Annotated in this window: 16 protein-coding genes; 11 read left to right on the top strand and 5 right to left on the bottom strand. The window is 71.5% G+C overall.

Annotated elements, in window-relative coordinates; all coding sequences use genetic code 11:
- Nucleotides 1–22: 22 nt before the first annotated feature.
- The 3 genes from OHS57_RS14755 to OHS57_RS14745 form a co-directional block, all read right to left on the bottom strand.
- Nucleotides 23–1369 (bottom strand): coenzyme F420-0:L-glutamate ligase, encoded by a 1347-nt coding sequence (locus OHS57_RS14755; protein ID WP_328582233.1) that lies wholly within the window; start codon nt 1367–1369, stop codon nt 23–25.
- The gene (cofD, locus tag OHS57_RS14750) at nt 1366–2322 is read right to left on the bottom strand and encodes a 2-phospho-L-lactate transferase (RefSeq protein ID WP_041989040.1); all 957 of its coding nucleotides are present in this window, start codon (nt 2320–2322) and stop codon (nt 1366–1368) included. Before cofD ends, OHS57_RS14755 begins: the two co-directional genes overlap by 4 nt.
- Before the next feature lie 64 nt (nt 2323–2386).
- Nucleotides 2387–2899 carry a cysteine dioxygenase gene (locus OHS57_RS14745; protein ID WP_041989041.1) on the bottom strand — a complete coding sequence of 171 codons (513 nt, stop codon included), beginning with the start codon at nt 2897–2899 and terminating at the stop codon, nt 2387–2389.
- A gap of 682 nt (nt 2900–3581) precedes the next feature.
- Here OHS57_RS14745 and OHS57_RS14740 point away from each other — a divergent pair.
- The 3 genes from OHS57_RS14740 (at nt 3582) to OHS57_RS14730 (ending at nt 9528) form a co-directional block, all read left to right on the top strand.
- Nucleotides 3582–3845 (top strand): WhiB family transcriptional regulator, encoded by a 264-nt coding sequence (locus tag OHS57_RS14740; RefSeq protein WP_014046372.1) that lies wholly within the window; start codon nt 3582–3584, stop codon nt 3843–3845.
- Nucleotides 3846–4123: 278 nt separating this feature from the next.
- Entirely contained in the window at nt 4124–7957 is a 3834-nt protein-coding gene (locus tag OHS57_RS14735; RefSeq protein WP_328582232.1) for a glycosyltransferase, read from the top strand.
- Nucleotides 7954–9528, top strand: coding sequence for a DUF5719 family protein (locus OHS57_RS14730; RefSeq protein WP_041989047.1), 1575 nt, complete (start codon nt 7954–7956; stop codon nt 9526–9528). The genes OHS57_RS14735 and OHS57_RS14730 overlap by 4 nt, the downstream gene beginning before the upstream one ends.
- 19 nt (nt 9529–9547) lie before the next feature.
- Here OHS57_RS14730 and OHS57_RS14725 read toward each other — a convergent pair whose 3' ends face one another.
- On the bottom strand, nt 9548–9976 hold the full coding sequence (locus OHS57_RS14725) for a metallopeptidase family protein (RefSeq protein ID WP_041989048.1): 429 nt from the start codon (nt 9974–9976) through the stop codon (nt 9548–9550).
- Nucleotides 9977–10202: 226 nt separating this feature from the next.
- On the opposite strand from OHS57_RS14725, the gene OHS57_RS14720 reads away from it, so the two are divergent.
- The 7 genes from OHS57_RS14720 (at nt 10203) to OHS57_RS14690 (ending at nt 17944) form a co-directional block, all read left to right on the top strand.
- A complete protein-coding gene (locus tag OHS57_RS14720) occupies nt 10203–10667 on the top strand; it encodes a DUF3499 domain-containing protein (protein ID WP_078863618.1) in 465 nt (154 codons plus the stop codon).
- Between the two features lie 957 nt (nt 10668–11624).
- Nucleotides 11625–11807, top strand: coding sequence for a Trm112 family protein (locus OHS57_RS14715; RefSeq protein WP_328582231.1), 183 nt, complete (start codon nt 11625–11627; stop codon nt 11805–11807).
- Nucleotides 11808–11855: 48 nt separating this feature from the next.
- Nucleotides 11856–13010: an SIS domain-containing protein gene (locus tag OHS57_RS14710; protein ID WP_328582230.1), complete on the top strand. Its 1155-nt coding sequence runs from the start codon at nt 11856–11858 to the stop codon at nt 13008–13010.
- Nucleotides 13011–13067: 57 nt separating this feature from the next.
- Nucleotides 13068–14237: a mannose-6-phosphate isomerase, class I gene (gene manA / locus OHS57_RS14705; RefSeq protein WP_328582229.1), complete on the top strand. Its 1170-nt coding sequence runs from the start codon at nt 13068–13070 to the stop codon at nt 14235–14237.
- Nucleotides 14238–14358: 121 nt separating this feature from the next.
- Nucleotides 14359–15474 carry a cation diffusion facilitator family transporter gene (locus tag OHS57_RS14700; RefSeq protein ID WP_328582228.1) on the top strand — a complete coding sequence of 372 codons (1116 nt, stop codon included), beginning with the start codon at nt 14359–14361 and terminating at the stop codon, nt 15472–15474.
- 267 nt (nt 15475–15741) lie between these two features.
- Nucleotides 15742–17199, top strand: coding sequence for an adenosylhomocysteinase (gene ahcY, locus OHS57_RS14695; RefSeq protein ID WP_041989055.1), 1458 nt, complete (start codon nt 15742–15744; stop codon nt 17197–17199).
- A 130-nt stretch (nt 17200–17329) separates the two neighbouring features.
- A complete protein-coding gene (locus OHS57_RS14690) occupies nt 17330–17944 on the top strand; it encodes a hypothetical protein (protein WP_328582227.1) in 615 nt (204 codons plus the stop codon).
- Between the two features lie 7 nt (nt 17945–17951).
- On the opposite strand, the gene OHS57_RS14685 is transcribed toward OHS57_RS14690, so the two are convergent.
- Nucleotides 17952–18854 (bottom strand): RDD family protein, encoded by a 903-nt coding sequence (locus OHS57_RS14685; RefSeq protein ID WP_328582226.1) that lies wholly within the window; start codon nt 18852–18854, stop codon nt 17952–17954.
- Nucleotides 18855–18977: 123 nt separating this feature from the next.
- Between OHS57_RS14685 and OHS57_RS14680 the strand changes: the two genes are divergently transcribed.
- Nucleotides 18978–19985: a stage II sporulation protein M gene (locus OHS57_RS14680; protein WP_328582225.1), complete on the top strand. Its 1008-nt coding sequence runs from the start codon at nt 18978–18980 to the stop codon at nt 19983–19985.
- Nucleotides 19986–20538: the final 553 nt, after the last annotated feature.

Here is a 20538-nt window from a genome sequence, read left to right as displayed (position 1 = left end):
TGTGGATCAGCCCGGCAAAGACTCAGCGGACCTCGACGAAGCTCTCCGGGTCCCGGCCAGGACGCTCCGCCGGCGCCGTCGCCGCGTGCCCGACCGCCACCGCGCCCATCGGGTCCCAGCCGGCCGGGATGTCGAGCACGTCCCGTACGACATCGCGGCAGAACATTGTGGACGACACCCACGCCGAACCGAGCCGCTCGCCCGCGAGGGCCACCAGCAGGTTCTGCACACCGGCGCCCATGGCGACCACGAACATCTCGCGCTCCGCCAGGTCACGCCGCTCGTGCCCGTAGCTGTGCGCGCCGTCCGTCACCAGGCACGGCACGACCAGATACGGCGCCCTGCGCAGCACGTCACCGCGCTTGACCCGCTTGGCCACGGAATCCTCCGACTTGCCGTCGGCCCGCAGGTCCGCGATCCACGCGTCCCGCATCGCGTCGAGCAGTCGCGTCCGCGACTCGGCGGACTCCAGCAGGACGAAGCGCCAGGGCGTGGTGTGGTGCGGGGCCGGTGCCGTGACGGCCGCTGCGACGGCGCGGCGCACCGCGCCCGGGTCGACCGGCTCGTCGGTGAAGTCGCGGACGGTACGGCGCTGGGTGACCGCTTCGCGTACCGCCTCCGACGTACCGAGCCGGAACATGTCGTCGGCCGCGACCCGCACCATCGCCCGCGCGCCCTCTTCCGAGGCCGAGTTCGAACCTGAGGCTGAACCCGACCCCGAACCCGAACCCGAGGCGGCGTCCGCCACCAACTGCGGCAGACCGCTCACCACCGCCACCGGCAGCCCCGCCGACTTCCCCTTCACCAGATCACCCGCGGCGGCCAATTCGTCCGCCAGCGCCACCACCGTCGCGCTCAGCGGATTGCCATGCGCGTCTGTGCCGCCGCGCAGATCGTCCAGCACCCGCACCCCGGCGGCGCCGATCGCCACGTCAGTGAGTCCGTTGCGCCACGGCCGGCCGAAGGTGTCCGTGACGAGCACCCCGATGTTCACCCCGAGCGCGTCGCGCAGCCCGTCGCGGATCGTGCGCGCGGACGCGTCCGGGTCCTCGGGCAGCAGCAGCACCGTGCCCGCGGGGGTGTTGGACGCGTCGACGCCGGCCGCCGCCATCACCAGCCCCTGCCGGTTCTCGACGATCCGCAGCGGACCGCGCCGCGCCACGACCCGTACCGTCTCCGCGTCGATGGCCGCCTCGCGGTCGGTCGCCTCCATGATCCGGCCCTCGGCCTTGGAGACGATCTTCGAGGTGACGAGCACGATGTCGCCGTCGGCGAGCCCCGGTTCGGCGGCGGCGATCAGCTTCGCCAGATCGTCGCCCTGCCGTACCTCCGGCAGTCCTGGCAGCGCGCGCACCCGGTACGACGTCATGCCCGTACCTCCTCGGCGAGCGTCAGCGCCTCACGCGCCATGGCCGCTGTCGCCTCGACGTCGGTCATCATCAGCGGGACGGCCCGGCTGCGGATGCCCGCGCCCTCGATCTCCGCCACGGCCCCGGCGTCCACGGTGTCGACGAGCCAGCCGTCGAGCAGCCCGGAGCCGTAGTGCTGGGCGACGGCAGCGGCCGTCGACTCGACGCCGATCGCTTCGAGCACCTTGTCGGCCATCCCGCGCACCGGCGCGTCCCCGACGATGGGGGAGAGGCCGACGACGGGCACGCCCGCCTCGGCGATGCCCTCGCGGATGCCGGGCACGGCCAGGATCGTGCCGATGCTGACGACGGGGTTGGACGGCGGGAAGAGGATGACGTCGGCCGCGGCGATGGCCTCCAGCACCCCCGGCGCCGGCTTCGCCTGGTCGGCGCCGACGGGGACGACGGCGTGGGCGGGCACGGAGGCGCGCATCTTCACCCAGTACTCCTGGAAGTGCACCGCCTTGCGCTCACCGTCCACATCGACGGCGACATGCGTCTCGATCCGGTCGTCGGACATCGGCAGCAGCCGCACCCCCGGCTGCCAGCGGGTGCAGAGCGCCTCGGTGACGGCGCTCAGCGGATAGCCGGCCGTCAGCATCTGCGTACGGACGATGTGGGTGGCGAAGTCGCGGTCGCCCAGGCCGAACCAGTCAGGTCCGACGCCGTACGCCGCGAGTTCCGCCTTGACCTGGAACGTCTCGTCCGTACGCCCCCAGCCCTGCTCTTCATTGATGCCACCGCCGAGGGTGTACATCACCGTGTCGAGGTCGGGACAGACCTTCAGCCCGAACAGATGGATGTCGTCACCGGTGTTGCCGATCACCGTGACGTCCGCGTCGGGCGCGGCCTGCTTGAGGCCGCGGAGGAAGCGGGCGCCGCCGATACCGCCGGCCAGAACCACAATGCGCATGGGGACAGTCTGTCAGCCGAAGGATGATCGTTGAGGGGTGGTGGTCGGGCGACGGGTGGGGCTGTCAGCCGCAGGCTGATCGTTGTGGGGCGGTTGCTTTCGCGGGAGCCGTGCGAGCGGGGTGCATCGGCATCTCCGTCAGCCCAGGGAAGTACACATGCAGGCTCACGGCCGGTTCCAGCGCGTCGTTGACGACGTCGTGTACGTACCCCGGCGCGAAGACCCGCAGCGCCCCCGGGGTCAGCGTGAGGTTGCCGCGCTTCGTACGCTCCGTCAGCTCGCCCCGCAGCACGGTCAGTACGCCGGAGGAAGGGCCGTGGTCGTGCGGGCCGCTGCCCTGGCCCGGTACCCAGGAGAGCAGCCAGACCTCGTAACCGGGCCCGGTGCGCAGCCGGTGGTACCACCGGCTCGTGGCGTCATACGCGACGAGCGGCGCCCACTGCGCGGTGTCGGCGGCGAGGGTCCGCGCGAGGCCGGCGAATTCGGCCACGGTCGCGGGGTGCTCACGTGCGGGCTGGAGAAGGTGCGGCACCTCAAGGATGTCGCCGGCGATCTGGAGATCGCTGTCGCTGTTCACAGGTGTTCCTCGGCAGGAGTGCGGAAAGCAGAGATGCGGAGAGAAGATCGGTCACCGAGTGGGCCGGGCCTCGCGGGAGGCGGGCCTCAGCGGCCGGCGTGACAGCGACAGCAACAGCTGACCAGGGCAACGCTGCGGTATCCACGGAGGTGGGTCGCGGTGTGCGCGGAGGTCGCTGGCATGGGGTCAAAGGTGGCGAACCCCTCGCGCGCTGTCAACTCGGTGACCGGTTTGGCGGCAATGTTTCACCTCATCCGGTTAAAGCGGTCGGAGAAAGGTTTGTGCGGTGCCGCCTGCGGAGACATGGCGCAGCAACCGCGCACGTAAACACCCGCGCACGCCCGTGTCCGGGCTGTGATCCAGATCGCTTCCCCGGCCGGATGTGAAACAAGACCGGACTCCCTGTCGTCTCTCGGACAAGAGATCGCAGAGGGACATGTGGCGAACGGGACGAGTGGGACAGGCGAGCGTGCGCGCGGGACAGGCCAGTGGCATGTGTCAGGTTTTTGGTGATTTGAACACTTTCCGCATAGCCTTGGTTCCGCAGAGTGAATACCGGGCCCAATAGCAGAACTCGGCTTGACTGCCCCGGAGCTACACACTTGTAATTTCACTCGTGTCGTTCGGCCGAAAATCTCCAGCGGCCGCATCACGGGGACGCAAAGACAGACGAGGGGCGCACATGACCGAGCTGTTCCAGCAACTGCTGGTCGAGGACGCGGACGAGGAACTCGGCTGGCAGGAGCGCGCCTTGTGCGCCCAGACAGATCCCGAGTCCTTCTTTCCCGAGAAGGGCGGTTCCACCCGCGAGGCCAAGAAGGTCTGCCTCGCCTGCGAAGTCCGCTCCGAGTGCCTCGAATACGCTCTCGCCAACGACGAGAGATTCGGCATCTGGGGCGGCCTGTCCGAGCGCGAGCGCCGGCGGCTGAAGAAAGCCGCGATCTGATCGGACGGTCGCGCCTGACCCGACGTCCGATACGGCGCCCGGTCCGGCGCCCGACCAGACGCCAGGCCCGACTGTTCCGCCGGACCCCGGGCATCTCGTTACGCCCGCCCGGTCGCACCAATCGGTACAACTCCGTACGTAACGCACGGTCCGCCGCCTGCCCCATCCCCGCAGGCGGCGGACCGTTGTGGTCCAGCCGTTAGTGTGGGGCCCCGTCCGAGACGCAGTCCACGCCCCTACGGGGCGACCCCCCCCCGGCCGGAGGGCCCGCTAACTCAATGTCCGTACCCACAGCCGCGTTCGTTCCCGCCACCGCACCCGAGTACCCGCGGCACGTCGTGACCGCCGTACTCGTCTCCCACGACGGTGCGCGCTGGCTGCCCGACGCCCTCGCGGGCCTGCTCGGTCAGGAACGCCCCGTCCAGAACGTCATCGCCGCCGACACCGGCAGCGCCGACGACTCGGCCAGACTCCTCACCGAGTCGCTCGGCGCCGACCGCGTGCTGCATCTGGCCCGCAGGTCGGGCTTCGGCACGGCCGTCGAAGAGGCGGTCCGCACCGCCGGGGTGCTCACCCCCGACGACCTGCCGTACCTCAAGCGGCCGAGCAGCTGGGACCCGGAGACCCGGAGCTGGCGCGACGACGCGTACGACATGCCCGAACTGCCGCACGGCGAACCGGTGCAGTGGCTGTGGCTCCTCCACGACGACTGCGCGCCGGACCCCGAAGCCCTCGCCGAACTGCTGCGCGTCGCCGACGCCGACGAGTACGCCGCCGTCGTCGGTGCCAAACTACGCGGCTGGTACGACCGCAAGCAGCTCCTCGAAGTCGGCGTCTCGATCGCCAACAGCGGACGCCGCTGGACCGGTCTGGACCGGCGCGAACAGGACCAGGGCCAGCACGACCAGGTGCGCAGCGTGCTGTCCGTCTCCAGCGCCGGCATGCTCGTACGGCGTGACGTGTGGGAGGAGCTGGGCGGCTTCGACCGCCGGCTGCCCCTGATGCGTGACGACGTCGACCTGTGCTGGCGCGCCCACGCCGCGGGACACCGGGTGCTCGTCGCGCCCGACGCCGTCCTGCGGCACGCGGAGGCCGCCGCGCGTGAGCGCCGTACCGTCGACTGCGCCGGGCGCTCCGTCGTCAACCCGCACCGCGTCGACAAGGCCGGTGCCGTCTACACCATGCTCGTCAACGCACGCTCCGCCGTGCTGCCGTGGGTGCTGCTGCGGCTCACCGTCGGCACCCTGCTGCGTACCGTCGCTTACGTCGTCGGCAAGGTGCCAGGGCAGGCCGTCGACGAGGTCATGGGCCTCTTCGGCACCCTGCTGCGGCCGGGCAGGATCCTCAGCGGCCGCCGCCACCGCGGCAAGGGAGTCGTCGACGCCGCCGAACTGCGTCCGCTGTTCCCGCCGCCCGGCGCCACGGTCAGAGCCACCGTCGAACAGGTCGCGAGCAGCCTCGGCGCCGGCAGCGAACCGGAGTCCGGCGGATCCAGGCACGGCGCCGTCGAGTCGGGACCCGGCGGGGACGACGCCGACTTCCTGGAGATCGAACAGTTCGCGCGGCTGAAGAAGATCGCGCAGAAGCCGGGACCCGTCCTCTTCGCGATCCTGCTGATCGTCTCGCTCGTCGCCTGCCGGGGACTGCTCGGCGGCGGTTCGCTGGCCGGCGGCGCCCTGCTGCCCGCGCCCCCCGGCGTCGGCGACCTCTGGTCGCGCTACGCCGACGCCTGGCACGCAGTCGGTACGGGCGGTACGCAGACGGCGCCGCCCTACCTCGCGGTGCTCGCCTCCGTCTCCGTGATCTTCCTCGGCTCCACCGGCTTCACCCTGACGCTGCTGCTCGTCTGCTCCGTGCCACTGGCCGGGGTCGCCGCGTACTTCGCCTCACGGCCGCTCGTCACGTCCCGCATGCTGCGCGCCTGGGCCTCCGTCGCCTACGCGTTCCTGCCGGCCGCGACCGGGGCACTGGCGACCGGACGGCTCGGCACGGCCGTCCTCGCCATCCTGCTGCCGATGATCGCCAGGACCGCCGTCTCCGCGTACGGGCTGCGCGGCGAGGGCCGGGGCAGCTGGCGCGCCACCTGGGCGTACGCCTTCCTGCTGACCTTCGCGATGGCCTTCACCCCGGTCGTCTGGCCACTGGCGCTCGTCCTCGGCATCGGCGCCCTGGCGCTGCGCCGCGACGAGCTGACCGCCTACGCGCCGCGTGTGCTGGCCGCCCTCGCCACCCCGGTCATCCTGCTGGCCCCCTGGTCGCTCTCGCTGCTGACCGGCCCCGCCGGCTTCCTGCGCGAGGCGGGCCTGGACTTCGGCACCGGCTCCGCCTCCGCGCTCGACCTGCTCGGCATGAGCCCCGGCGGCCCGAAGGCCGTCGGCGGGGCGCTGCTCATCGGCATCGTCCTCGCGGCGCTCGCCGCCCTGCTGCGCGGCGAGCGGCAGTTCGCCGTACGGGTCGGCTGGGTCGTCGCCGTCGTGGCCCTGATCTTCGCCGTGCTGTCCAACAACAAGGACTGGGCGGGCCCCGCCACCCTGGTCTACGGAATCGCGCTGATCGCGGTCGCCGCCATCGGCGCCGACGGCGCGCGCGAACGCGTCGCCAGCCAGAGCTTCGGCTGGCGCCAGCCGGTGGCCGGCCTCATCGGCATCGCCGCCCTACTCGCCCCGCTGATCGCCGCGTTCGGCTGGATGATCACCGGAGCGGCGGGACCGCTGGAGCGCCGCGACCCGGTGCAGGTCCCCGCGTTCGTCGCCGAGGAGTCCGTCACCCGCGACCAGCCGCGCACCCTCGTCCTCGGCGGCACCTCGCCCGCCGAGGTCTCGTACAGCCTGGTACGCGGCTCGGGCAGCCGCCTGGGCGACGCGGAACTGCTCCGCGCGGCGGGCAGCGACGAGCGGCTGGACAAGGTCGTCGCGAATCTCGTCGCCGGCTCCGGCGCCGACCAGACCGACCAGCTCAGCGGCTTCGCCGTCCGCTACGTCCTCGTACGGGACGGCGCACCGCGCCAGATGAGCCGCGTGCTCGACGCGACCCCCGGTCTCAGCCGGCTGAGCCAGCTCGACGGCAGCGCGCTGTGGCGCGTGGACCGGCAGATCTCCCGCGCCACCATCGTCGGCGACAAGGCGGGCGGTGAACCGCTCGCCGTCGCTGCGGGCGCCGTCGAGGCACACACGAAGATCCCGGCGGGCGACGCGGGCCGGATCCTGCGGATCGCGGACAGCGCGGCCCCCGGCTGGCAGGCCACGCTCGACGGCAAGACGCTGCGGAAGAAGACCGTCGACGGCTGGGCGCAGGGCTTCGAACTCCCCGCCGAAGGCGGCCGGCTGGATCTCACCTACGACGAGCCGATCACCCACACCGCCTGGGTCTGGGCGCAGGGCCTGCTCGCGCTCGTGCTGCTCGTGCTGGCCCTGCCCGGCCGCCGCCGCGAGGTGGACGACGACCTGCCCGAGGAGGACGTCGAGATCCCGGCGCAGCCGGTCGCGGGCGAGGGCCGCAGGGCGCGCAGGCTGCGCGCCGCCGCCGAGGCGGAGGGCGCCGAGTACGACCCGGAAGCGGCCGAAGAAGCCGACGGTGACGCCGCGGAGGCACCCGCACGGACGGCCGCGAACGACGGCTTCGACGCCTTCGGCACCGGAGAGCAGGAGGCGGTCCCGGCGCAGCCCGAGGCGCCGCAGACACCGGACCTCGACCCGTACGGGCAGCCGGCGCAGGCCGGGACCGCGCAGGTCCCGCAGCAGCAGGCGTACGGGGAGTGGGACAGCGCCGCGTACGTGGGCGCCGACTACACCCAGTACCAGAACGAGCAGCCCTACCAGGGCGAGCAGCAGCCCTACCAGGGCGACCCGCAGTACCAGCCCGACGCGTACGGCGAGCAGCAGTACCAGCAGCCGTACCAGCAACAGCCGTACGACCCGTCCGCCGCCCCCTACGACCCGGCCGCTGCCCCGTACGACCCCGCGCAGTACGACCCGGCCCAGTACGACCAGACGCAGTACGACCCGTACGGCTACGGGCAGCAGCAGCCGTACCCCGAAGGCACCACCGGTCCCGACGGCACCGGCGACGAGCACGACAGCCAGCACCGTCCCGACGGGAGCAGCAACCAGTGAACCGAGCCACCCTCTCCCTCATCGCCGCCGCCGTCGCCCTCGCGGCCGTGACCGGATTCGCCTCGCTCAGCGGGCCCGCTGACGACGGCAAGCCGGCGGTGGCCCTGGCGCCGGCCCGGATGCCCGTGGAGCGCACGAGCGCGCTCTGCCCGGCGCCCAGCCTCTCGGACGTCGCCGACACGACGTACACGTCCATCACCCCGAAGGGCGCCGACGGCGCGACGGCGGCGGCGGACTCCGCGGGCTCGGCCGAGCTGAAGGCGACCACCGTCGCGCCGACGGACGCGGCCCCCGCCGACGGCTCGGACGACGACACGAAAGGCAAGCCGAAGGACAAGTCCAAGTCGCCGAAGCCGCCCAAGGCGCCCGCCGAGAAGAAGCCGGTGGTCACGCTCAAGGAGCCCGGCAAGCCGGTTTCGGCCAAGGCGAGCGGCGCCGACGCGCCGGCCCTCGTCGGCACGGCTACCGGCCGTCTCGCCCCCGGCTGGACCACCCAGCAGACCACCACGGTCGACGTGGGCGGTGCGCGCGGGCTGCTCGGTGTGACCTGCACGCCGCCGGACACCGACTTCTGGTTCCCCGGCGCCAGCACCGAGGACGCGCGGCAGGACTACGTCCACCTCACCAACCCCGACGACACGGCCGCCGTCGTCGACATCCAGATGTACGGCAAGACCGGCGTCCTCAAGTCCGAGGTCGGCGAGGGCATCCCGGTACCGGCCCACTCCAGCGTGCCCGTCCTGCTCTCCACCCTGACCACCGAGGCGGTCGCCGATGTGACCGTCCATGTGACCACCCGCACCGGCCGGGTGGGCGCCGTGGTGCGCGCGGCCGACGAGAAGGCCGGCAGCGACTGGCTGCCCGCTTCGGCCGACCCCGCCGCCAAGGTGGTCCTCCCGGGCATCCCGGCGGACGCGACCGACGTACGGCTGGTGGCGTTCGCGCCCGGGCAGCAGGACGCCGACCTGAAGGTGCAGCTGGCGGGCCCCGGCGGCACGATCGTCCCGGCCGGTCACGAGAGCCTGACCGTGAAGTCCGGAATGACCGCGTCCGTCGATCTCGCCGACGTCACCAAGGGCGAGGCGGGATCGGTGATTCTCAGCCAGTCGCAGAAGGGCCAGGCGAGCCCGGTGGTCGCCGCGCTGCGCGTCGTGCGCGGCAAGGGCGACAAGCAGGAGATCGCCTTCATCCCGGCGACCGGACCCGTCGCCGCGCGCGCGACGGTCGCGGACAACCGCGCCAAGGGCTCCACGCTGTCCCTGACGGCGCCGGGCGCCGCGGCGAAGGTCAAGGTCACCGCTTCGGCGGGGACGGGCGGCGGTGAGCCGGCCGTGAAGACGTACGACATCAAGGCCGGCACGACCCAGGCCGTCGCCCCGCCGGTGCCCGAAGGCCTGAAGGGCTCCTACGCGCTGACGGTCGAACGGGAGTCGGGCGGTCCGGTCCACGCGGCGCGCACGCTCGCGGTGCCGGAGGACGGCGTCTCGATGTTCACGGTGCAGACGCTGCCGGACGACAAGGGCACGGTGTCCGTACCGAAGGCGAAGCAGGACCTGTCGATCCTGGACTAGCCCGGCCGCTCCGTCCGGTTCACTCCTGCCCGTAACGGGGATCGACGGACTCGGGCGCGAGACCCAGCAGCTCGGCCACCTGCTCGACCACGACCTCGTGCACGAGCAACGCCCGCTCGTCGCGGTTCTTCGTCCGGATCTCCACGGGGCGCCGGTAGACGAGGATCCGCGCCGGGCGGTCCTTGGCGGCGGGCACGGAGCGGCCGAGCGGCACCGACTCGTCCTGCGTGCCCGGCACGTCAAGGACCATGAACTCGACGTCGGCCAGCTGGGGCCAGCGCCGCTCCAAACGGTCGACGGAATCCCGCACCAGGTCCTGGAAGGACTCCGAACGGGAGGCGGAGAGCGGCACCTGCGGCGGTGCGACCGGCCCGCGCATGCCGCGGCCGTGGCGGTCGCGCCGGCGCGGCCGCGGTTCGGTCGGGCGGGGCGGTACAGGACTGTCCATCACTGACGCAGGGTAGCTCTCCCGGCGATGCGGGGCTGCTGGTCACGGTGGCCGGAGCCGCCATGTCGCATCTTGAGCATTCCAGCCAAGATTGCGCCCGATGAGCCACGCATCGAAGACCGCCGCTCTCGCCTTCCTTGACTGGATTTGCCCCGAGTCGAGACATGATGACGGACGGTATCCGTCCGAACACGCGCCCGTTCGCGCAGGTCAGAGGTGTCAGGCGGTGCGCTGGTACGCCCCGTTTCGCCCGGCGACACGGGAGAGTGACCTCGGGGAGAGTCGTCGCGGCCCGCTCAAGAGTGCGGTACCGTCCAACATCGTGAGCCCTGTACGTCGCTGTTCGCGCACCGCGTGCGGCCGCCCTGCTGTCGCGACACTGACGTACGTCTATGCCGATTCGACCGCGGTCCTCGGCCCGCTCGCCACCTACGCCGAGCCTCATTGCTACGACCTGTGTGCGGAACACAGCGAGCGGCTCACCGCGCCACGCGGCTGGGAGGTCGTCCGCCTGACGGACGGCTCGGCCCCGGCACAGCCCAGCGGCGACGACCTGGAAGCGCTGGCCAACGCAGTACGCGAAGCGGCCCGCCCCCAGGAACGCGCGGCGGGCCAGGGCGGCCGAGGAGCGGACCCGGTGGAAGTGGGCCGCAGAGGCCACCTACGAGTCCTGCGCTCCCCGGAACCCTGACCCCGACGACGACGCGCCCAGCGTTGGCCACAGCTGCCCCCGCACGGCACCCAAGCTGACCCCAGCGACCGCTCCCTCTGCCACGCGCCGTGCCCGCGTGCCACGCGTGTGCCCGCGCGGTCGGCACGGCACGGCTGACGGCCTGGCACCTGCTCCGCCGCCGCCCGAGCGGGGTCCGCTTGGTCCCCGCCTGCGGCCAGGGGCCCGTGCTCAGGGACGGCCCCCGCCCTCCGCCCATCACCACCCCGGCGCCCGGCGCCCGGCGCGCGCATCGACCATCACGCGGGCGTGCCCGCGCGCCGGCACGGCACGGCTGACGACCTGCCCACATCGTCGGCCGTCGCCCGAGCGGGGTCCGCTCGGTGCCCGCTTGCGGCAAGAGGCCTGTGCTCAGGGGCGGTCCCTGCCCTGAGCCCGCAGCGACCGCCCCGTCCGGCACCGCTTGCCTGCGTGCTGGGGCACCGCCCAAGGAACGGCCGGACTCCGTGTGCTCGGACGGTCACCGCCCAACGGCTGCTTGCCGCACTTGGTCTCTGGCCCGCGTGGGGTGCGTCCCTGCGCGCAGGACGGCGCCGCTCAGGCGGCGGTCGCGCTGACGGCCTGCCCACGTCGCGTGGCGAGCGCCTTGATCGCCGCTGGTCCGGCCTGCGTCGGCCCCGTACTTGGCCTGCGGTCAGGGACCTGTGCGCAGGGAGCGGTTGTTGCTGTGTGTCCGCCCGCCGCCCCGGCGCGCGCAGCGAACGCCCCGTCCCGCCGCCGGTTCTCGCTGGCTGCGCTGAGGGAGCGATGCCTAGGACGACCACCGCCCCGCGCCCACCCGCCGAGCGCAGCGACGTCGCAGCGCCCCCGTGAATCCGGCGCCCCGTGCCACCGCCCCCGGCGGTAGGCTGACGTGGCCAGATACGACCGTGTGCTTGCACTCGCACGGGACACGTCACCCGAAGGGACACCCACCCCATGCCGCTCGAAGCCGGCCTCCTGGAGATCCTCGCCTGCCCGGCCTGTCACGCGCCGCTGAGTGACCGTACGGCGGCCGACGTTCCCGAGCTGGTCTGCACCGGTGCGGACTGCGGCCTGGCGTACCCGGTACGTGACGACATCCCCGTCCTCCTGGTCGACGAGGCCCGCCGCCCCGCGTAACGCCGTCACCCCACGGCAGGCACGTAAAGCCCGGCGATCGGAGGTCCCATGCTCGACGAGTCGCTTCTCGACGAACCGGACGCGCTCACCCGCGCCGACCGGCGCGGCTTGCTGCGCGGCGCAGCCGAGGCCGGCGCGCGGGTGCGTACCGCCCTGCGGCACACCGCCGAGGCCGGTATCACCGAGCTGAACCCGGAGGGCCGGCCCCGCGCCGTGCTGATCGCGGGATCCGGCACGGCCGCCGCCGGGGTCGCCGACCTGATCGGCGCGCTCGCCGGCGCCGCGGCCCCCGTGGCGCGGCTGCACCCGACCGGTGTCGCCGCGGCGGCAGGTGCGCTCCGCTGGGCGCTGCCCGGCTGGGCGGGACCGGTCGACCTGCTGCTGATCGTCACCACCGACGGTTCCGAACCCGGCCTCGCCCTGCTCACCGAGCAGGCGTACCGCCGCGGCTGCACCGTCGTCGCCGTCGCGCCCCGTCCCTCGCCGCTCGGCGAGGCCCTCGGCGGCTCGCACGGCCTGCTCGTACCGATGGCGAAACCACCGAACGAGGAGTACGAGGAGTACGAGGGCGCGACGCCCGCCACGGGCCCCGGCGCCCTCTGGGCGCTGTTCACGCCGCTGCTCGCGCTGCTCGACCGCGTCGGCCTGGTCACCGCCCCCGTCGAGACGCTGCATCTCGTCGCCGACCGGCTCGACAGCACCGCCGAACGCTGCGGCCCCGCCGTCGCGACGTACAGCAACCCCGCCAAGACCCTCGCCGCCGAACTCGCCGAGAGCCTTCCGCTGATCTGGACCGAGGGCGCAGCCGCCGCGCCGGCCGGGCGGCGCTTCGCCGCCGTACTGGCCGAGTTGACCGGCCGCCCCGCACTCGCCGCCGAACTGCCCGACGCCCTCCCGGCCCACGGCGCGCTCCTCAGCGGTGACTTCACGGGCGGAGCGGGCGACCCCGACGACTTCTTCCGCGACCGGATCGAGGACCCGCAGGCGCTGCGCGCCAGGGTCGTCCTGCTGCGTGACCGCCCCACCGGCGGACTCTCGGCGGCGCCCGCCGCCAGGGAGCTCGCCCTCGGCACCGACACCCCCATCAGCGAACTGGAGCCGGAAGAGGGCAGCCAGCTCGAAGCCCTCGCCGAACTCGTCGCCGTTACCGACTTCGCCGCGGTCTACCTCGCGCTCGCCTCGACTCCTCAGCCGGCCGCGTAACCCCGACGCTCCCGGACGCCCCGTACACACCCCCGCACACAAGGAAGCACAGACTTCATGGACCGCCTCGCCAATACGGTGCGCCCCTACGCCTGGGGCTCCACGACCGCCATCCCCGGACTCCTCGGCGTCGAGCCGACCGGCGAACCCCAGGCCGAGATGTGGATGGGCGCCCACCCGGGCGCGCCTTCGCGCGTCACCCGCCCCACCGCCGACGGCGAGCGCGCCCTGTCCGACCTCATCGCCTCCGACCCCGAGGCGGAGCTGGGCGCCGCCACCGTAGGCAAGTTCGGCCCGCGCCTGCCGTTCCTGCTCAAGATCCTCGCGGCGGGATCCCCGCTCTCCCTCCAGGTCCACCCCAACCTCGCCCAGGCGAAAGAGGGTTACGACGACGAGGAGCGCAGGGGCGTCCCCGTCGACGCCCCGCACCGCAACTACAAGGACGCCAACCACAAGCCCGAACTGATCTGCGCGCTCACCCTGTTCGACGGACTGTGCGGCTTCCGCGCCCCCGCCGAGGCGGCCAGGCTGCTGGCCGGACTCGACGTCGACTCCGTCAAGCCGTACGTCGACCTCCTCCAGGCCCGTCCCGAAGAGGCCGCGCTGCGCGAGGTCCTTACGGCCGTGCTCTCCGGCGACCCGGCCGAGACGGCGGCGACGGTCACCGAGGTCGCAGCCGCAGCCGAACGCCTCGGCGGCGAGTACGCCCCGTACGCCGGCATCGCCCACCACTACCCCGGCGACCCGGGCGTCCTCGCGGCGATGCTGCTCAACTACGTACAACTGCGCCCCGGCGAGGCGCTGTTCCTCGGCGCCGGCGTCCCGCACGCCTACCTCGACGGCATGGGCGTCGAGATCATGGCCAACTCCGACAACGTGCTGCGCTGCGGGCTCACCCCCAAACACGTGGACGTACCCGAACTGCTGCGCGTCGTACGGTTCGAGGCGACCGACCCGGGTGTGCTGCGCCCCGAGGTCTCCACGTCGGGCGAGGAGGTCTACGAGACCCCCATCGACGAATTCCGGCTCTCCCGCTACGTCTTGGCGCCCGGCGGCGCCGTACGCGACGTCACGGCTGACACCCCGCAGATCCTGCTGTGCGTGGCGGGAACCCCCAACGCGGGCGACATCGAACTGGCGCCGGGGCACTCGGTGTTCGTCCCGGCGGGAGACAAGGCCGAACTGTCCGGTACGGGAACGGTTTTCCGGGCAACAGTAGTGGCCTGAGGCATCCGCAGTGGCCTGAGCCGTCTCACGGCAGCCACGGCTGCAACAATGTCCGGCCACGCACCACCCACCGGGCCCGAACCCATGAAGCCCGCACCGAGGAAGGGACACCAGGCGACCCATGAGCGCGTCAGGCGGAACCAAGGCGATCGTCGCGGCGCTCGGCGCCAACCTCGCGATCGCAGTAGCCAAGTTCGTGGCGTTCCTCTTCAGCGGTTCGTCGTCGATGCTGGCGGAGAGCGTGCACTCCCTCGCGGACTCCGGCAACCAGGGGCTGTTGCTGCTCGGCGGCAAGAAGGCACAGCGCGAGGCGACCCCGCAGCATCCCTTCGGCTACGGCCGCGAGCGGTACATCTACGCGTTCCTCGTCTCGATCGTGCTCTTCTCGGTCGGTGGCATGTTCGCCGTCTACGAGGGCTACGAGAAGATCAAGCACCCGCACGCGCTGGAGTCCTGGTACTGGCCGGTCGGCGTGCTCGTCTTCGCGATCATCGCTGAGGGCTTCTCGTTCCGCACCGCCATCAAGGAGTCGAACCACACGCGCGGTTCGCTCTCCTGGACGGAGTTCATCCGGCGCGCGAAGGCGCCCGAGCTGCCGGTCGTGCTGCTGGAGGACTTCGGCGCGCTGATCGGTCTCGTACTCGCCCTCGCCGGTGTGGGCCTGGCCCTGGGCACCGACAACGGCGTCTGGGACGGTATCGGCACCCTCTGCATCGGTATCCTCCTCATCCTGATCGCGCTGGTCCTGGCGGTGGAGACGAAGTCCCTGCTGCTCGGCGAGGCGGCGGGCGCCGACCAGGTGGAGAAGATCAAGGCCGCGGTCGTCGACGGCGACGTCGTGACCGGCATCATCCACATGCGGACGCTCCACCTCGGCCCCGAGGAACTGCTGGTCGCCGCGAAGATCGCGGTGCGGCACGACGACACGGCCGACGAGGTCGCCTCCGCGATCAACGCCGCCGAGGCGCGCATCAGGGAAGCCGTCCCGATCGCCCGGGTGATCTACCTGGAGCCGGACATCTACAGCGAGTCGCGGGCAGCGTCGGGCGCCGACCCGGAAAAGGGCCCTGGCGGCCCGCTCACCCCGCCGGACGCCGCCGACGGACCTGACGCCGCCGACGCCGCCGACACTCACGACGGTGCTGCCGACGCGGCCGCCGACCCTGCCGCCCCGGCCGATCCCGCCGACCCGGCGAAGCCCGCGACCCCTGCGGACCCGCCTGCCGACAAGGCCTGACACCCCCTCCCGCACGGCCGGTTCACGGCCGGTTTCCGGCCCCCTTTCACCGGTCGGCTGTGGGCGGCTGGACCGATCGGTGTAGATTCGACCGAAGAGCCAGACGTCGCTGCTGATGGCGGTCGGGCGGCCCGCGTCCGCGGACCGGCCGAGGGAGAGAGGGCCTCCGACGGACTGAGCCGCGAGTGCTCGGGCATTCGTATGCCCGCCGCCGCAGAGCCAGCCGCACGTACCCACCCTCGACCCCTTTACGAGGAGCAGCTCGTTATGACGACTGTCGCCAACCGACAGGACTTCAAGGTCGCCGACCTCTCGCTTGCCGAGTTCGGCCGCAAGGAGATCACTCTCGCCGAGCACGAGATGCCCGGCCTGATGTCGATCCGCAAGGAGTACGCCGAGGCCAAGCCGCTCGCCGGCGCCCGGATCACCGGCTCCCTGCACATGACGGTGCAGACCGCCGTCCTCATCGAGACGCTCGCCGCCCTCGGCGCCGACGTCCGCTGGGCGTCCTGCAACATCTTCTCCACGCAGGACCACGCCGCCGCGGCCATCGCCGTCGGCCCCGAGGGCACCCCGGAGAACCCGCAGGGCATCCCGGTCTTCGCCTGGAAGGGCGAAAGCCTCGAAGAGTACTGGTGGTGCACGGAGCAGGCGCTGACCTGGCCCAACACCCCCACCGGCGGCCCCAACATGATCCTGGACGACGGCGGCGACGCCACGCTCCTGGTGCACAAGGGCGTCGAGTTCGAGAAGGCCGGCAAGGCCCCGGACCCGGCCACGGCGGACAGCGAGGAGTACGCGTACATCCTCACGCTCCTCAACCGCACCCTCGGTGAGAACCCGCAGAAGTGGACGCGTCTCGCGTCCGAGATCCGCGGTGTCACCGAGGAGACCACGACCGGTGTGCACCGGCTGTACGAGATGCACCGTGACGGCTCCCTCCTCTTCCCCGCGATCAACGTGAACGACGCGGTGACGAAGTCGAAGTTCGACAACAAGTACGGCTGCCGCCACTCGCTGATCGACGGCATCAACCGCGCCACCGACGTCCTCATCGGCGGCAAGGTCGCCGTCGTCTTCGGCTACGGCGACGTGGGCAAGGGCTGCGCCGAGTCCCTCCGCGGCCAGGGCGCGCGCGTCATCGTCACGGAGATCGACCCGATCTGCGCGCTGCAGGCCGCGATGGACGGTTACCAGGTCGCCACGCTCGACGATGTCGTCGGTATCGCCGACATCTTCGTGACGACCACGGGCAACAAGGACATCATCATGGCCTCGGACATGGCCAAGATGAAGCACCAGGCGATCGTCGGCAACATCGGTCACTTCGACAACGAGATCGACATGGCCGGCCTTGCCAAGATCGACGGCATCGTCAAGGACGAGGTCAAGCCCCAGGTCCACACCTGGACGTTCCCCGACGGCAAGACCCTCATCGTCCTGTCCGAGGGCCGTCTGCTGAACCTCGGCAACGCGACCGGTCACCCGTCCTTCGTGATGTCGAACTCGTTCTCGGACCAGACGCTGGCCCAGATCGAGCTCTTCACCAAGCCGGAGGAGTACCCGACCGACGTCTACGTGCTGCCTAAGCACCTCGACGAGAAGGTCGCCCGCCTCCACCTCGAAGCGCTCGGTGTGAAGCTCACGACGCTCCGCCCGGAGCAGGCCGCCTACATCGGCGTCGACGTGGCCGGCCCGTACAAGTCGGACCACTACCGCTACTGAGCCGCACACCGGCACTGCGCCGGATGTGACACTCAGTCTCGCGTGACACCAGTCGGTACCAGGCAGGCCCCCCGCACCCCCGTGCCGGGGGGCCTGCCCCGTATCAACCCCCGAGGATCCGAAAGCCCCCATGCCCCGCGGCCGTTATTCGCTCCACGACCCGCACGATCACACCCCTCTCGGCGACGAACACTTCCACTGCGCGCCAGGCCCCTCCGGTTGGCGCTACGTCTCCCAGATCACCACCCCCGCCGGCGACCACGCGGGCTCCGTCGATCTGGCCATCGACGAACTCGGCCGCCCCATCCGTCTCGAACTCAACGCCGCCAGCTGGCAGATCCGCGGCGGCGCACTCGACGGCGTCACCTGGGTCCGTACCGACCCCACCGGCACTCATGCCACCGAAGGCAATGTGCGCGCCCACGCCTTCACCGGCACTTCCCCCGCCTTCCTCGTCGCTGTCGCCCGTCTCCTGCGCCTCACCCCCGGTTCCCCCGCCACCCGTGTCCGGCTCGTCGCCTTCACGGACCCCGTCCTCGCACCCCGCACCCTCGACCAGTCCTGGGCCCTGCTGAGAAGTGAAGCGCATGCCACTGACAACGGGCCCCTGACGGTGGACGAGTACCAGGTCAACGCCCTGGACACCGGTGAGCAGCACACGATCCACCTCAGCGGTGACGTGGTGCTCGCGGCGCCCGGCATCGAGCTGGAAGACCTGGAAACCCCGCCCTCGACGCTGCCCTGACGGCGGCTCAGGCGGGCGGCGCGAATCCGGTGGCGGGTCCGGACGGCTTGGAGGGTGACGGCGTGGCAGGCGCGGGCGTGGGAGCGGCCACGGGCACGGAACCCGCGGGAACGTCGGCAACGGGGAGACGGGGGACAGCGACACCGCCGGAGACACCGGCCGGAGCCTCGAACCCCCGCCGGGCCTCACGCGCCTGACGCTCGTTCACCACGGCGGCCAGGTAGGCGGCCGGCGGTACGTCCGCGGGCTTCGGCGCCCCCGTACGGGCCGCCAGATCGTCCGCGAGCCGAATGGCCATGGACCAGTTCACGGCCGGGTCGAGCTGCCCCATACGCGTCAGGTACTGGCGTATCGCCAGCCACAGCGAGTCGGGGACCGACGACAGGTCGAGCGCGGCGAACCGGCCCACCAGCCACGGCGGGGGAGGCGGCACGCTCTCCATCCGCGCTCCGGGCACCCGCTCCCGTACGACGAGGGTCCCGGCGAAGACATCACCGATCCGCCGGCCCCGCGCCGACACGAGCGACGCGATACAGGCGATGACCCCGAACGAGATCAGGATCTCCACCACGCCCATCGCGCCCCGCACCAGCGCGTGCCGGAACCGGATGGGGCCGCCGTCGTCCCGTACCACCCGCAGACCGCAGGCGAGCTTGCCCAGCGAGCGTCCGTGGCTGAGCGTCTCGACCGCGATCGGGACACCGACCAGCACGAACAGGAACATCGCGACGGAGATGGCAGCCAGGGCCGCGTCGTCGAGCGAACCGGCCGCGACGACGACACCGATCGTCAGGATCAGATAGACCACCCAGATCACCACGAGGTCGATCGCGAGCGCCAGCGCGCGGCTCGGCAGCCTCGCCGGGCGCAGCCCGAGTACGACCGCGTCGCCCGTCACAAGCTCGTCCACCGGTGCCCACCCCTCGCCGACCTGCTCTGCACATCAGGCCGTCAGTCTGCCAAGCTGACGCACAGCGCGCCGCAGTACTACGGACCGACCGTACGCACCCAGTGCCTGGAGCAGCAGCCGACCATGGATCTCGATGTCTTCGTGACAAAGCACCGGGCCGAGTGGGACCGCCTTGACCACCTGCTGCGCCGTGGCCGCCGGCTCACCGGCGCCGAGGCGGACGAACTCGTCGTCCTCTACCAGCGCGCGGCGACCCATCTCTCCCTGCTCCAGTCCAGCGCACCCGATCCGATGCTCACGACCCGCCTCACCCAGCTCATGGCGCGCGCCCGCGCGACGGTCACCGGCGCCCGCAACGCCAGCTGGCGTGACGCCGTGCGCTTCCTTACGGCGAGCTTCCCGGCAGCCGTGTACCGCGCACGGCACTGGTGGATACCGACAGCACTGCTGTCGACGGTCATGACGGCGGTGCTGGGCTGGTGGATCGCCGCCCATCCGGAAGTCCAGTCCTCGATCGCCGCCCCGGACGAGCTGCGCGAGATGACCCGTCCCGGCGGTCAGTACGAGACGTACTACTCCAGCCACCCGGCGGCGTCCTTCGCGGCCCAGGTGTGGACGAACAACGCCCAGGCAGCCGCCATGTGCCTCGTCCTGGGGGCGTTCCTCTGCCTGCCGGTGATCTGGATCCTCTTCACCAATGTCCTCAACCTGGCCGTCGGAGCGGGGCTGATGACGTCGGCGGGCCGGCTGGACACCTTCCTCGGCCTGATCCTTCCGCACGGTCTGCTCGAACTGACAGCGGTCTTCGTGGCCGCGGGTACGGGCCTACGGCTGGGCTGGACGCTGATCGACCCCGGCCCGCAGTCGCGGCGAACTGCCCTGGCCCAACGGGGCCGAGCGGCCGTGGGCATGGCCATCGGCCTGGCCCTGGTCCTGTGCGTGTCGGGCGCGATCGAAGCCTTCGTCACCCCCTCGGGCCTGCCTACATGGGCGCGCATCACCATCGGCATCGCCGCCGAACTCGCCTTCCTGACTTACGTGTACGTCCTCGGCGGCCGGGCCGCGCGAGCCGGCGACATCGGCGACGTGGAGGCGGCGGACCGCAGCGCGGAGCTCCCGATCGCCGCCTGATGTGCATGGGGCGTCCGGGACCTGTTAGTCTCCTCTTCGCCCCACAAAAACCATTGACATGGTCGGCGTGGGGAGGTAGATTCGAACGGTTGCCTCGAAGCTGGACATGATCGAGTGCGGTGGTTAGCATCTATTGCAGCTCCGGACAGGAAGTTCAATTTCCTCGGAGCACCCGATTCGACATCCAGATGACGAAGGTCGGCGAAATCCGGCCCGAATATCTCTGATAAAGTCGAGTCAGCCGAAAGGCAAAGGCCACTCCCAAAGGCCACTGGAATTCATGAGGCGGAAACGCCGAATTGAGTCTGGTAGAGTCGGGAACACGAAGTACGCAGTACCGGAGGGAAGCGCCCGGAGAGTCCTGAGAGGGATTTGAAGGAAGCGTCCGTTCCTTGAGAACTCAACAGTGTGCCAAAAGTCAACGCCAGATATGTTGATACCCCGAGCCTTGCATCCTTGATTGGGTGTTGGGTTTGGGTTCCTTTGAAGAAACACAGCGAGGACGCTGTGAACTGTCAGCCTTATTCCGGTTGACGGTTCCGGCTCTTGTGTC

The organism is Streptomyces sp. NBC_00370 (genome assembly GCF_036084755.1).
GTDB lineage: Bacteria > Actinomycetota > Actinomycetes > Streptomycetales > Streptomycetaceae > Streptomyces.
The sequence above is the reverse complement of the archived record's forward strand: the minus strand, read 5'-3'. Positions and strand labels throughout refer to the sequence as shown.